We start from the raw sequence: 14,460 nt of genomic DNA, 5'->3' as shown, positions 1-14,460 counted from the left end.
TTGGCTTATTCGAACACCCAGCTTTTCATCAGCGGCAAATGGCGTCCGGCCCAGTCGGGCAAGGTCATCGAAGTCCTCAATCCCGCGACCGAAGAGGTGATCGGCACCGTCGCCCATGCCGGCAAGGCCGACCTCGACGAGGCGCTGGCCGCTGCCGCAGCAGGATTCAAGGTCTGGCGCAATGTCGCCCCGTTCGAGCGTTGCCGCATCATGCGCAAAGCCGCTGCGATCATGCGCGAGCGCAATGACGAGATCGCCCCGCTGCTCACGATGGAGCAGGGCAAGACGCTCGGCGAGGCCAGGATGGAAGCGATGGCAGCCGCCGACGTGATCGAGTGGTTCGCCGAAGAAGCCAAGCGCGCCTATGGCCGGCTGATCCCGGCGCGCGGACCGGGCATCTACCAGCTCGCGATCAAGGAGCCGGTCGGTCCCGTTGCAGCGTTCACGCCGTGGAATTTTCCGATCAACCAGGTCGTGCGCAAGCTGTCGGCCGCGCTTGCCGCCGGCTGCTCGATCATCGTCAAGGCGCCCGAGGAGACCCCGGCCTCGCCGGCACAGCTGATCCGCGCCTTTGCTGACGCAGGCGTGCCGGACGGGGTCATCAATCTCGTCTATGGCGTGCCGGCAGAGATTTCCGAATATCTCATCCCGCATCCGGTGATCCGGAAGATCTCCTTCACCGGATCGACCCATGTCGGCAAACAGCTCAATGCGCTTGCCGGCCTGCACATGAAGCGCGCCACCATGGAGCTCGGCGGTCACGCACCGGCCATCGTCTTCAATGACGCCGACGTCACTTCGGCTGCGAAGATTTTGGCGGCGGCGAAGTACCGCAACGCCGGCCAGGTCTGCATCTCGCCCACCCGCATGCTGGTGCAGGACGACGTCTTCAAGGAGTTCGTCGACAAGTTCGTGGACGGTGCCAAGGCGTTCAAAGTCGGCAACGGCCTCGATCCCGATTCCAAGATGGGCTCGCTGGCCAATCCGCGCCGTGTCACGGCGATCGAAGGCATGGTGCAGGACGCTGTCCGCAGGGGCGCCAAGCTCGAGACGGGCGGCCAACGCGTCGGCAACAAAGGCTACTTCTTCGAGCCCACGGTGGTGAGCGACGTGCCGAAGGACGCCCGCGCGATGAACGAGGAGCCGTTCGGCCCGCTGGCACTGATCTCGCGCTTCTCGACCTTCGACGAAGTCGTCGAGGAAGCCAACCGCTTGCCGTTCGGACTTGCCTCCTACGCCTTCACCAGCTCGACCAAGACTGCAACCGCGATCGGCTCGGCGGTCGAAGCGGGCATGATGTCCATCAACAGCTTCGGTCTGGCCTTGCCCGAAGTGCCGTTCGGCGGGATCAAGGATTCCGGCTACGGCTCGGAAGGGGGCACCGAGGCGATGGAAGCCTACCTCAACACCAAATTTATAAGCCAGACCGGTCTGTAGATGTGATGGCCCCAGACCCCGTGAATGTCACCGTTCAAGCGAGGCTCATCGTTCGGCGGCAGGTCAAATCACGGGTTCTTCTTGGAAGCCTGAAGTGTGCGCTTATCTTCAGCGCGGTCCACGGATTGGCTTGCCAGGATGACCCGTAGCGTCCGTGTCGCGAGATCACGGGCGGCGTCGCCTGCGCCCTGAACGTCTTGAAGACCTTGGAATTCGCCCCTCTCAGTGGAGCGTGCTCCCGCTTTGACGTTCCTTCGTCTATAGCCTGAGCCCTTCAATCGAGCGCCGCGCATCTAAAGCGGATCGCTGGCCTGCTAGACGGGCGTGTTGCAGCGCAGCCGTCGGTGCTATTTGACGGCTGACCTCCGATCATCTCTTAAGTTCAATAACAGAATGAATTGGTCTGATATTGCGACGTGCGATATCCGGGCCGAGAGGGGGATCTCCGCGCCTGGACATCGGTATCAGCCTCTAGCTCTGATGTTGTCGAATCATGCGTACAACTCTTCACAAAACCGCAAGCGCTTCGTCCTTTGTCAGGGGGAGATGCATCTAAGCGCTTGACGAGTTCTAAAAAAGAACTGTAGGTTCGAGGAATAAGACGGCCGATCCAAGAGGCGCAACGGTTGCCGCGCTTGGCCATCGACGCTTGGCGAGCGCGCTCGATTTCGCACGGCATGCCGCCTAGCGAGCCGTAGAGACACATAAGAATTGAACGGCGCACCGGAAGAGTGCGCATCAGGGAGGATGCCGATGTTGCCGAGATGGAAGAGTCTTGCCGTTCTGCTCGTGCTATTGGGCAGCCCGGCATTCGCGGCCGACGAGCCCGGGGTTACCGCAACCGAAATCAAGATTGGCGGGGTGTTTCCGTTCAGCGGACCGGCTTCATCGATCGGTCTCGTGGGCAAGGGGCTGATCGCCTACATTCAGTCCCTGAATGACCGCGGCGGCATCAGCGGGCGCAAGATCAATTACGTCGCCTATGACGATGCCTATAGTCCGCCCAAAGCGGTGGAGCAGGTTCGCAAGCTCGTCGAGAGCGATGAAGTTGCATTCATGTTCGGCCAGCTCGGCACTCCCGCCATTTCGGCAACGTCAAAATACCTGAAGTCGAAAGGGGTGCCCAGCATCGCGATCGTCAGCGGATCGTCCAAGTTCACCGATGTCGCCAGTTACCCGCTGATCACGACAGGTCTCGTCAGCTACGATACCGAGGGAAAGATCTACGCTAAATACCTCACGAAGGCTCTGCCGAACGCCAAATATGCGATCCTCTACCAGAATGACGATCTCGGAAAAGACTACGTCAACGCCTTCAAGGCGTTTCTCGGTAAGGACTACGATCGCAGGGTCGTCACCGCGTCCTATGAGGTCACTGAACCGACCGTCGATTCGCAGATCACCAACCTGAAGAGCTCCAGTGCGGATGCCCTGATGATCGCGGGCACGCCGAAATTCGCTGCGCAGGCGATCCGACAGGCCTTTTTGATCGGCTGGAAGGCGACCGTCATCATCAACTTTCCGTCCGGTTCGGTTGGAGGCACGCTCACGCCGGCCGGCCTCGACAAGTCGACTGGCGTGATCGTCGGCACCATCAACAAGGATGTCGTGGATCCGAAATGGAAAGATGATCCCGGCATGCAGGCCTATCGGGCATTTATCGACAAATATCTGCCCGGCGTCGATATCACCAACGGCAGCTATCTCACCGGTTATCAGCAGGGCATCCTGCTCGAGCAGATCCTGAAGCAATGCGGGGACGACCTGTCCCGCAAGAACATCCTGGCGCAGGCCAAGAACCTCCGGGACTTCGTTGTCCCGACCGCACTGCCGGGCATCAAGATCAACACCAGCGAAACCGAGAACATGATCTGGACGCAGATGCGTCTGCAGCGCTGGACCGGTTCGACTTGGGAAGCCTTCGGAGAAGTGTTGGACGCCAGGTCCGAATGAGCGCGTAACAGGCGAGAGGGCGAGCGGCATTGACGACGTGCCGGCGCCGGCGTCCTGCGCGACGAGCGCAAGGGGTGCGATCGCCATCCCGGTACTTCAGGAGATCAATTCGATGTCGACGAAGGCACTGACGTTTGCGCCGCGCGAGGTTTCAATCGAGCGCCGACCAGATGGCGCGCTCATATTGAGCTCGCCCCTGGAGTGGAAGCCCTGTGACTGGCGCATCACGGACTTCTTGCCGAGTTGGGCAAGCGCCACCCCGGACCGGATATTCCTCGCGCAGCGCAACGCGAAGGGCGGGTGGGACGAGATCACCTACAGCGAGGCTTGGTCTCAGGTCCAGGCGGTGGGCCAGAGTTTGCTCGATCTGGGCGCAAAGCCAAAGGACAAGCTGGCCATCCTCTCCGGAAACTCGATCGAGAACGCCGTCGTTTCGTTTGCGGCGATGTCAATCGGCGTCATCCTGGCGTCGATATCGCCAAACTACACGCTGATGCCCGGTGGACTTGCTCGTCTCAAGGACATCGCCGAAGTGCTGCGCCCGAGCTTCGTGTTCGTCCAAAGCGGACGCGAGTTTTCCGCAGGCCGCACCATTCCGGAATTGGCGGCCGCGACCTGGATCAGTGTCGATGGCGCGCCGGACACGGTGCCCTTCCGCGCTCTGACAGCCAAAGTCGCGTGCGACGGATTTGCCGGGGCATCTCGTGCGGTCTCGTGCGACGCTGTCGCTAAGATACTCTTCACGTCGGGTTCGACAGGCTTTCCGAAAGGCGTGCTCAACACCCACCGCATGATGGCAAGCTCCCTGCAAATGGGCAGCCAGCTCGTGTCTCCTCCGGCCGAGCCAGTCCAGGTGGAGTGGCTGCCTTGGCATCACACGATGGGCAGCAACGTCATTCTTCACGGCATCCTCAAGAACGGCGGGACGCTCTATATCGACGACGGCCGTCCGCTGCCGCAGCTCTTTCACAAGACGGTCGCCAATCTCAAGGAAGTGTCGCCGACCGCCATGTTCAACGTGCCTGCCGGCTATAACCTCCTGTGTGACGCGGTCGAGAAGGATCTCGATCTGGGCGCCAGTGTATTCAAGCGGATGGACCGGATGAGCTATGCCGGCGCTGCAATTTCAAAGGACACGCTGGAGAAGCTCTATCGCTTGACACTCTCGGCGACCGGCCGGCGAATTCCGGTCATGTCGGGCTACGGTACGACCGAAACCGCCCCGACCATCAGTACGACCCATTGGGCGACAGATCGACCCGGCGAGATCGGTCTTCCCGCGCCGGGACTGCGGCTCAAGCTCATTCCGGTCTCGGACACTTACGAGGTCAGGGTCAAGGGACCCAACGTCACGCCGGGTTATCTCGGGCGGCCGGATTTGACGGAAATGGCCTTCGACGAGGAAGGCTTCTATCGCATCGGCGATACTGTCTCGTTTCTGGATCCGCAGAAGCCTGAGCTCGGGCTGCGCTTTACCGGACGAATTTCCGAGAACTTCAAGCTTGCGAATGGGACCTGGGTCTCGATCGGCAATATGCGCGCGGCAATCCTGGCCGCAACGCGCGGTGTCTTGCTCGACATGGTGGTCGCGGGCGAAAATCGTGAGGCGTGCGCGCTGCTCTGCTGGTTGAACCCCACGGAGGCCGCACGGATCTCGAAAACTCCGGGTGCGGATTTGACCTCTGATCCCGCCGTGGTCGGGTTCCTGCTGGATCGCTTTCGGGACTACAATGAGACCGTCGGAAGCAGCGAACGGATCTGCTCCTTTGTTCTGCTGAAAGATCCGCCATCAATGGCGGCAGGAGAGATCACCGACAAGGCCTATGTCAACCAACGCGCTGTGCTGAAAGTTCGATCCGAACAGGTTGAGCGTCTCTACACCCACGAAGCTGGCGCCGATGTGATCCGGGTCTGAGAGCGAGCTTGGCGCTGTGCGGACGTTACGGACTCCCTGGCCGCCAGATCGCGTCTGCTGGTATCTTCCGCGCCACTCTCTGCCGCGAGACTGCTTCGATGCGCAGGCCTCAGGCGGCCCGCGAGCGCGCCTTTGTTTTCGAGGTCGTCGGCGCCGCTGCCGCCGGGGCGCTGCGAGCACCCGGGCCGGGATGAGTATGAACCTCCTTGGCCGACAGCGGCTCGCCGCATTCGGAGCACACCATGACCGGATCGAAATCTTTTCCGCACTTGCGATGCTGGTGCAGCAAGGGGCGGCCGCGCTCGTCGACCATGTGAGTATCGCCCCAATGCACGATTGCCATCATGATCGGATACAGATCGAGCCCCTTCTGGGTCAGGATATATTCGTGCCGCTTGGGGGATTCCTGGTAGGGAATGCGGCGCAGGATGCCCTGCCGAACCAACTTCTTCAGACGTTCGGCAAGCAGATGCCGCGTGATTCCGAGTGCCGACTGGAAACCCTCGAAGCGGCGCGTGCGGAGAAAACACTCGCGCAGGATCAGAAGAGTCCAGCGGTCGCCGATCACGCCGATAGTTCGGGCCATCGAGCACGGCTCTTCCTCGAGTTCCTTCCACTTCATCCACAAACTCCAGTCACCGCCACGGCACGGACCTCATCTCGAATCGTTGCGGAGGCCGGCGCGGGATTTGCCATTCTAGATAGGTACTAAACTCCAAACAATACCCTTCCAGGCAAGACGAAATCAGCAGATTGCGGGAGAGTTTGACAGTTCTATTTTAGAACTGTATGTTTGAGGAAAGTCAGGCCGGCGACCGGATCGCCAGTGCAAGCACATGTTCCGCGGGAGGAGCCGAGATGACCTTGAAGATTGAATTCCAATTCGATTTTGGCAGCCCGAACGCTTATCTGGCAGAGGTGGCGCTTCCGGGCATCGAGCAGCGCACCGGTGCGAAATTCGATTATGTTCCGGTCTTGCTCGGCGGCATCTACAAGGCGACGGGCAATATGTCGCCGTTCGACTCGCTTCGTGGGATCAAGAACAAGCCGGAATATCAGGCGCTCGAGACCCAGCGGTTTATCCGCCGCCACAACGTCACGAAATTCCGCCAGAATCCCTTCTTTCCCGTCAATACGCTGATGCTGATGCGGGGCGCCGTGGCAGCCCAGTTTGAGGGCGTGTTCGAGTCCTATTTTCGCGCGGCCTATCACCATATGTGGGAGGAGCCGAAGAAGATGGACGACCTCGAAATCTTCCGGAACGCGTTCATCGCTTCGGGGCTCGATATCGACAGATTGATCGCCCGTGCCCAGCAGGACGACGTCAAGAAGAGGTTGATTGATTTGACCAACGACGCCGTCAGCCGAGGCGCGTTCGGCTCGCCAACCTTCTTCGTCGGCAAGGAGATGTTCTTCGGCAAGGATCAGCTTCGTGACGTCGAGGAGTCCATCCTCGAGCAAACCAGGCCGGTCGCAAGGACGGCATAAGCTGCCGAGTTAACGAAGTTCAATTCAACCGGGAGACGATCCGTGCAAAAGAGAAACGCAACTGTCGCAGTGATCGGTGCCGGCGACTATATCGGCGGCGAGATCGCCAAGAAATTCGCCTCTGAGGGCTTCACGGTGTTTGCCGGGCGCCGGAACGGCGCCAAGCTCGAGCCGCTCGTCAAGGAGATCGAGGCCACCGGAGGCGAAATCCACGCGCGCTCGCTGGATGCCCGCAAGGAGGAGGAGGTTATCTCCTTCCTCGCCGATGCCGACAAGCATGCGCCGCTCGAGGTCTGCATCTTCAACATCGGCGCCAACGTCAACTTTCCGATCCTCGATACGACCGAGCGCGTCTTCCGCAAGGTCTGGGAGATGGCCTGCTATTCCGGCTTTCTCGCCGGCCGCGAAGCCGCGCGGCTCATGCTGCCTCGCGGCGGCGGTAACATCTTCTTCACGGGCGCGACAGCGTCGCTCCGCGGCGGCAGCGGCTATGCCGCCTTTGCCAGCGCGAAGTTCGGCCTGCGGGCGGTGGCCCAAGCGATGGCGCGCGAGCTCGGCCCCAAGAACATTCACGTCGCGCATCTCATCATCGATTCCGGCGTCGACACGGAATGGGTGCGGCAGCGCCGGCTCGAGGCACTCGGTCCGAATGCGCTCGACGATCCCGATCTCTTGATGCCGCCGTCGTCCGTCGCTGCGTCCTATTGGCAGCTTTATCAGCAGCCGAAGAGCGCGTGGACGTTCGAGCTGGAAATCCGTCCCTTCGGCGAAAAGTGGTAAGGAGGTTCTTACGATGGAGCTTGCGCTGTCTGCCGAGGACGCAGCTTTCCGCGATGAAGTGCGCGCCTTCATCGCGGACAATTATCCCGCGGAGATGCGCGTTCCCAATCCGGAGACCGACCTGACCAAGGAGCAGTCACTGCTCTGGCACCGGATCCTCCACAAGAAGGGCTGGATCGCGCCGTTGTGGCCCAAGGAGTTTGGCGGGCCGGGCTGGACGGTCACACAGCGGTTCATCTTTGAGCAGGAAACCTCCCGGGCGGGAACGCTGCCGCCGCTTGCCTTTAGCGTGACCATGGTCGGGCCGGTGATCTACACGTTCGGCAACGAGGCGCAGAAGAAGAAGTTTCTGCCGCAAATTCTTTCCGGCGAGGATTGGTGGTGCCAGGGCTATTCCGAGCCGGGCTCCGGCTCGGACCTTGCGACCGTCAGAACCAAGGCGGTGCGCGAGGGCGACCACTACGTCGTCAACGGGCACAAGACATGGACCACGCTGGCCCAGCACGCCGACTGGATCTTTTGCCTGGTGCGGACTGATCCGAATGCGAAGCCGCAATCGGGAATCTCCTTCCTGCTGATCGACATGAAGTCGCCCGGCGTCACCGTGCGGCCGATCATCACGATCGACGGCAGTCACGAGGTCAATGACGTCTTTCTCGAGGACGTCCGCGTGCCCATCGAGAACCTGGTCGGCGAGGAGAACAAGGGCTGGACGTACGCCAAGTTCCTGCTCGGCAACGAGCGCACCAGCATGGCTGGCATCGGCCGGTCCACCCGCTATCTCCGCAAGCTGAAGCAGATCGTGAAGGCCGAGATACCGGCCGACGATCCGGCGCATCTGGAATTTCTACGCGACATCGCCCGCGTCGAGCTCGACGTGCTGGCGCTGGAGGCGACCGAACTGCGCGTCGTCGCCCAGATGGCGCGTGGCATCGATCCCGGTCCGGCGGCGTCGCTGTTCAAGATCCGCGGCACCGAGATCTTCCAGGACATCACCGAGCTCACGCACCGCGCGATCGGCAATTATGGTCTTGCCATCCGCGAGCATCCGGTCAGTGCCAACCACTTCATGCCGGGTCCGGACTACGGCCACACCGCGTCCGAGAAATATCTCAACGCGCGCAAGCTCAGCATCTACGGCGGATCCAACGAGATCCAGCGAAACATCATCGCCAAAGCCGTGCTCGGACTCTAGGCCGCGGCGGATCGGGAGGATCGGATGGATATTCAGTTCACGGAAGAACAGGAGTTGCTGCGATCCAGCGTTCAGCGCCTTCTGCGCGACCAATATGATTTCGAGGCGCGGCGCAAGATCGTGGCGAGCGAGGAGGGCCTCAGTCGGACGCGGTGGAAGGCCTTCGCCGAGCTCGGCCTGCTCGCCGCGCCGTTCTCCGAAGACGTCGGCGGCCTCGGCGGCGGTCCGTTGTCGACCATGATCGTCATGAAGGAGTTCGGCCGTCACCTCGTCGTCGAGCCTTTCGTCGAAACGGTGGTGCTTGCCGGCGGCCTGATCGAGCAGCTTGGTACGTCCGAGCAGAAGCAGGGATTCATTCCAGGCATCATCGACGGCTCCAGGATCTGGGCGCTGGCCTGGACCGAGAGGGCCTCCCGGTTCGATTTCGCCAACGTCGCGACCAAAGTGCGGCGCGAGGGGGGCGACTACGTTCTGAGCGGCGAGAAGACCATGGTGATGGCGGCACCGTGGGCGGATCATCTGATCGTCTCGGCGCGGACCGCCGGCGACAATCGCGACCGCGACGGCGTCAGCCTGTTCGTGGTCGACCGGCATGCCGCGGGCGTCAATCTCCAGAGCTTCAAGACGATCGACGGACGCCGCGCCGCCGAGATCAGTTTGCGCGAGGTCCGCGGGCAATTGCTGGGAGCAGAAGGCGAGGGCGTTGCCGCGCTGGAAACCTGTCGTGACCGCGCGATCGGCGCGCTCTGCGCCGAGGTCGTCGGCGCCATCGGCGAGCTGAATGCCGCAACGCTGGACTATTCGAAGACCCGCAAGCAGTTCGGCACCACCATCGGCTCCTTTCAGGTGTTGCAGCATCGCATGGTCGACATGTTCATTGCCCATCAGGAAGCGCTCTCCCTGATGCAGCATCTCAATCTCAGCCTCAACGCCGGTGATTCCGGCCTGTCGCGGCTCGCCTCCGGGGCTAAGTCGAAGATCGGCTATGCCGGGAAGTTCGTAGCCGACCAGGCGGTGCAGCTTCACGGCGGCATGGGAATGACCGACGAGCTGAACGTCGGACACTATTTCAAGCGAATCTCCTCCATCAACATCCAGTTCGGCGATCCCGCATTCCACGTGCTGCGCTACGCGCAGCTGGATGCGGCCGCGTAAAGAGAAGAGGCCAGCATGACGACTGAAGCAGTCATCGTTTCCACCGCCCGGACGGCCGTCGGCAAGGCCTATCGTGGCGCGCTCAACAACACGGACGGCCCGACCATGGCCGGGCATGTGATGGCCGAAGCCGTGAAGCGCGCCGGCATCGTGCCGGGCGAGGTCGAAGACGTGGTGATGGGCTGCGCGATGCAGCAAGGCACCATGGTGATGAATGTGGCGCGCAAGGGCGCGATCCGCGCGGGCCTGCCCGTGACGGTGGCCGGCACCACGATCGACCGGCAATGCGCGTCCGGCCTGCAGGCCATCGCCGTTGCCGCCCGGTCGGTGATGCTTGATGGGGTCGACGTCGCCATCGGCGGCGGCATCGAGTCGATCAGCCTCGTGCAGAACGAGCACATGAACAAGTTTCACGCCGTCGACGACGAGTTGATGGCGATGAAGCCGGAAATGTACATGTCGATGCTCGATACGGCGGAGGTCGTCGCCGAGCGGTACAGGATCGGCCGCGACAAGCAGGACGAATACAGTCTCGAATGCCAGCGCCGCGTCGGCGCCGCTCTGCAGGCCGGCCGCTTCAGCGATGAAATCGTGCCGTTCACGACCAGGATGGCGCTCGTCAACAAGGACACCAAGGAGGTCAGCTACGAACAGGTGACGCTCACGAAAGATGAGGGCCCGCGTCCGGAAACCACGGCCGAGGGCCTCGCCAAGATCAAGCCGGTGTTCGAGGGCAAGACCATCAGCGCGGGCAATGCCAGCCAGCTCTCGGACGGTGCTTCGGCCTGTGTGATCACGAGCGGCAAGTTTGCAGCCAGCAAGGGGCTGAAGCCGCTCGGTATCTTCCGCGGCTTCGTCGCCGCCGGGGTCGAGCCGGACGAGATGGGCGTCGGCCCGGTCGCTGCGATCCCGCGCCTGCTCAAGCGCCACGGTTTGAGGATCGACGACATCGATCTCTGGGAGCTCAACGAGGCGTATGCGGTGCAGGTAATCTATTGCCGCGACAAGCTCGGCATCGATCCGGACAAGCTCAACGTCAATGGCGGCTCGATCGCGATCGGCCACCCCTATGGCATGACCGGCTCGCGGCTCACCGGCCACCTCCTGATCGAGGGGCGGCGGCGCAAGGCGAAATACGGCGTGGTGACCATGTGCATCGGTGGTGGCATGGGCGCCGCGGGCTTGTTTGAAATCATCCACTGAGCGGAAACGCGGGGAGATCATTCGTGAAGACAGCGATCACTGAACTGTTCGGTATCGAACATCCGATCATCCAGGGCGGAATGCATTATGTCGGCTTCGCCGAAATGGCCGCCGCGGTATCCAACGCCGGCGGGCTCGGCTTGATCACAGGCCTCACCCAGCGGACGCCGGAACTGCTTGCCAAGGAGATCACGCGCTGCCGGGACATGACGGACAGGCCGTTCGGCGTGAACCTGACCTTCCTGCCGACCTTCAGCGCCCCGCCTTATCCGGAGTACATCGCTGCCATCAGAGAAGGCGGCGTCAGGATCGTTGAGACGGCCGGACGTAGCCCTGAACAATACATGCCGGCCTTGAAGGCGGGCGGCATCAAGGTGATCCACAAATGCACCTCGGTCCGGCATTCGCTGAAGGCCGAACAGATCGGCTGCGATGCCGTCAGCGTCGACGGCTTCGAGTGCGGCGGTCATCCGGGCGAGGATGACATGCCGAACATGATCCTGCTGCCGCGTGCGGCCGAGGAACTGAAGATCCCGTTCGTGGCTTCCGGCGGCATGGCCGACGCGCGCAGCTTGGTTGCGGCGCTTGCGATGGGAGCGGCGGGAATGAACATGGGTACGCGGTTCATCGCCACCAAGGAAGCGCCGGTGCACGAAAACGTCAAGAAGGCGCTGGTCGCGGCGTCCGAGCTCGACACCAGGCTCGTTATGCGCGCGCTCCGCAACACCGAGCGGGTCCTGAACAACAAGGGCGTCGAGCATCTGCTTGAGATCGAGCGCGAGAAGGGCAGGAGCCTCAAGATCGACGACATCCATGATCAGGTGGCAGGCGTCTATCCCAGGGTGATGATCGACGGCGATATGAACGCGGGCGCCTGGAGCTGCGGCATGGTCGTCGGACTCATCCACGATATTCCGACCGTGAAGGAGTTGATCGACCGCATCATGGCGGACGCCGAGCGATTGATCAGGGGCAGGCTGACGGGATTCCTTGATGCCGACAGTGGGACCAATCTGAAGGTCGCGTGAAGCCACGGCTTGCGATCCGCGCTGCAGACGACATTCGTCGTCTCTGCGCGGGCTGGAAGCTCCGGTCATGATGGGATCGTCATCAGCGAATATCTTGTGCCATCCCGGAGCAGGCGATGCGTTACCCGAAAGACCATGGGCAGCATACCCGCAGACGCATCGTCGAAAGCGCTTCCCGCGGTCTGCGCCAGGCCGGCGCCGATGGCCTGAGTGTGGCCGACCTGATGAAGCTCGCCAATCTGACGCATGGCAGCTTCTACGCCTACTTCAAATCGCGCGACGCGTTGGTCGTCGAAGGGCTCGCCCTGGCCATGGATCGAACGATCATGCATTGGTTGGCTCTCACGCAGGGGCTGCCTGCAGAGAAGGGATTCGACGCACTTGTCGAGTCTTACCTGAGCCTCCGCCACCGTGACGATCCGGGACGCGGTTGCGCGCTTCCGGCTTTGGCCGCGGATATCGGGCGGTCAGGCCCAGAGGCGCGGCGCACCCTTGAACAGGGGCTCGGCAAGATGATCGACATCATTGCGCGGCTGACATCGGCGAGGCCGTCATCGGATGTGAGACAGACGGCCGCCGGCGCAATTGCGACCATGGTCGGTTCGATCGTGCTGGCGCGTGCGGTCGACGACAAGCGTTTGTCCGACCTTCTGCTGGAGGCCGGACGGCAGGCTTTGGGCAGTCCGGTCGCGAGCGGCTGCGAGAGAACGCATTCGGCTGACAATTGAGACACGGCTTACCCAACGTTGGCTTCTCGACGGGGCGGGCCGATGGCGGAGGCAAACGGCCGTGCCTCTACCATCGGCCGCCGCCATGGCAGCTACGCAGCCATGCGTAGCAGATCGACGATTTCGGCTTGGTCGTTGAAGGGACGCGGATTGGATTTGACGAAGCGATGGTTGATCGCGATTTCGCTGATCTTGCCGAACTTGTCTTCGCCGATGCCGACCTCAGCGAGGCGGCCTGGTAGTCCAAGTTGCCTGACGAACTCCGCAAAGGCGTCTGCCGCGTCCCCACCGGGAGCACCCAAAGCTGCCGCCAAACGCTTCTGCGCGTCATCGGTGAACGGCTTGTTATAGCGAAGAAGGCTCGGCATGATGACGGGCGTGCAATAGTAGTGAGGAACCCCGAAAGTCCCACCAAGCACGTGGCCGATGCCGTGGCTTGCGCCCATGGGAACGCGTGCCTGCAGTCCAAAGGACGCAAGCCATGAGCCGTATTGAGACAAGCGGCGCGCCTCGAAATCGTCAGGTTGTTGCAGGGTCCGGAGCATTCCATCGCGCAGCGTGCGGATACCCGCCAGAGCCACTTCGTCAGCAAGGGGGGTGCCAGCTGGCGAGCACAATGCTTCGATGCCGTGATCCATGGAGCGAGTGCCCGATCCCATCCAGAGATTCGAAGGCGTATGAAGCGTGAGGGCAGGGTCGAGGATGACTGCCACCGGCATCATGTGGGGGTGAAAGAATATTTGCTTCAGCTTGTTGCGCTCATCGGTGACAAGCGCTGCGGCATTGTATTCGCCGCCATTCAGCGTTGACGGCACGGCGATCTGTCGGACTGCAGGCGCGCGGAACGGGAAATGGCTCACGCCCGGGCCCATGGGGAACGGATCGAAGCCGGCTTCATCGCGGATATCGTGCTCCATCGCCATGATGACGATCTTGGCGAGGTCAACGGCAGAACCGCCGCCCACGGCCACGACGAGATCGGCGTGTGCTTCCCTGGCGTGGAGGGCAACTTCGGCGGCTTGCTTGCGCGTGGTGTGCTGTGCAATTCCATCGAAGGTCGCAGCATGTTTGTCGCCGAGCGTATGCCGGATTTTCCCAATCTCGTCGGTCTTGGTGTTCAAGGTGCGGCTGACGATAAGGAAGACGCGCTTTGCCTCCAGTCGTTCCGCTTCTTCGTTGATGGCCTCAGCCGCCGGTCTGCCATAGATCACGCGATCAATTGCCGGAAAATTGTGTGCACCGGTCCTGCGCATTTTATCCTCCCATCGGAACTGCGGTCGAAGCCGAGATAGTCTTTTATATTATGAGTATCATGCAATAGTGGTTCAAAAATATCGCACGAACTCAGGATTCTGCGGCCTTCCAGGTTCCACGCGAAGCACGGGCCTGGCTTGCCGACTTCGCGGTCACCCATCCTTCGGCGCCCTTGCGCCGTCGGAAAGTCGCAGCACGCATCAATGTCTTGCAGCGGGCTCGGACGCGCCAGTTTGCTGATGCCAATTGAGTGAAGGCCACTACGCATGTGCACTCCAGCTTCGTGTGCACCGAAAGGCCAAAACGGGTGGGGCTAGTCGAGAA

At 61.8% G+C, this 14,460-nt stretch carries 12 protein-coding genes; 10 read left to right on the top strand and 2 right to left on the bottom strand.

Features of this window, described 5'->3' with window-relative positions; translation table 11 throughout:
- From RAD10_RS34225 to RAD10_RS34215, 3 genes are all read left to right on the top strand, one after another.
- Nucleotides 1-1,437, top strand: coding sequence for an NAD-dependent succinate-semialdehyde dehydrogenase (locus tag RAD10_RS34225; protein ID WP_461620885.1), 1,437 nt, complete (start codon nt 1-3; stop codon nt 1,435-1,437).
- A gap of 753 nt (nt 1,438-2,190) precedes the next feature.
- Nucleotides 2,191-3,390: an ABC transporter substrate-binding protein gene (locus tag RAD10_RS34220; protein ID WP_461620884.1), complete on the top strand. Its 1,200-nt coding sequence runs from the start codon at nt 2,191-2,193 to the stop codon at nt 3,388-3,390.
- Between the two features lie 112 nt (nt 3,391-3,502).
- Complete coding sequence (locus RAD10_RS34215) at nt 3,503-5,305, top strand: AMP-binding protein (protein WP_461620883.1); 1,803 nt, start codon at nt 3,503-3,505, stop codon at nt 5,303-5,305.
- A gap of 109 nt (nt 5,306-5,414) precedes the next feature.
- On the opposite strand, the gene RAD10_RS34210 is transcribed toward RAD10_RS34215, so the two are convergent.
- Nucleotides 5,415-5,927, bottom strand: a complete 513-nt coding sequence (locus RAD10_RS34210; RefSeq protein ID WP_091952473.1) for a winged helix-turn-helix transcriptional regulator — start codon at nt 5,925-5,927, stop codon at nt 5,415-5,417.
- Nucleotides 5,928-6,163: 236 nt separating this feature from the next.
- Here RAD10_RS34210 and RAD10_RS34205 point away from each other — a divergent pair, with 236 nt between their 5' ends.
- From RAD10_RS34205 to RAD10_RS34175, 7 genes are all read left to right on the top strand, one after another.
- On the top strand, nt 6,164-6,793 hold the full coding sequence (locus tag RAD10_RS34205; RefSeq protein ID WP_461620882.1) for a DsbA family protein: 630 nt from the start codon (nt 6,164-6,166) through the stop codon (nt 6,791-6,793).
- Nucleotides 6,794-6,835: 42 nt separating this feature from the next.
- Complete coding sequence (locus tag RAD10_RS34200; protein WP_461620881.1) at nt 6,836-7,573, top strand: SDR family oxidoreductase; 738 nt, start codon at nt 6,836-6,838, stop codon at nt 7,571-7,573.
- 13 nt (nt 7,574-7,586) lie between these two features.
- Nucleotides 7,587-8,768: an acyl-CoA dehydrogenase family protein gene (locus RAD10_RS34195; protein ID WP_461620880.1), complete on the top strand. Its 1,182-nt coding sequence runs from the start codon at nt 7,587-7,589 to the stop codon at nt 8,766-8,768.
- Nucleotides 8,769-8,792: 24 nt separating this feature from the next.
- Complete coding sequence (locus tag RAD10_RS34190; RefSeq protein WP_461620879.1) at nt 8,793-9,923, top strand: acyl-CoA dehydrogenase family protein; 1,131 nt, start codon at nt 8,793-8,795, stop codon at nt 9,921-9,923.
- A 15-nt stretch (nt 9,924-9,938) separates the two neighbouring features.
- Nucleotides 9,939-11,126: an acetyl-CoA C-acyltransferase gene (locus RAD10_RS34185; RefSeq protein ID WP_461620878.1), complete on the top strand. Its 1,188-nt coding sequence runs from the start codon at nt 9,939-9,941 to the stop codon at nt 11,124-11,126.
- A gap of 23 nt (nt 11,127-11,149) precedes the next feature.
- Nucleotides 11,150-12,154, top strand: coding sequence for an NAD(P)H-dependent flavin oxidoreductase (locus tag RAD10_RS34180; protein WP_461620877.1), 1,005 nt, complete (start codon nt 11,150-11,152; stop codon nt 12,152-12,154).
- A 116-nt stretch (nt 12,155-12,270) separates the two neighbouring features.
- Nucleotides 12,271-12,882 carry a TetR/AcrR family transcriptional regulator gene (locus tag RAD10_RS34175; protein ID WP_461620876.1) on the top strand — a complete coding sequence of 204 codons (612 nt, stop codon included), beginning with the start codon at nt 12,271-12,273 and terminating at the stop codon, nt 12,880-12,882.
- Nucleotides 12,883-12,974: 92 nt separating this feature from the next.
- Here RAD10_RS34175 and RAD10_RS34170 read toward each other — a convergent pair whose 3' ends face one another.
- Entirely contained in the window at nt 12,975-14,135 is a 1,161-nt protein-coding gene (locus RAD10_RS34170; RefSeq protein WP_461620875.1) for an iron-containing alcohol dehydrogenase, read from the bottom strand.
- Nucleotides 14,136-14,460: the final 325 nt, after the last annotated feature.

Source organism: Bradyrhizobium sp. 23AC (assembly GCF_054863025.1).
The sequence above is the reverse complement of the archived record's forward strand: the minus strand, read 5'-3'. Positions and strand labels throughout refer to the sequence as shown.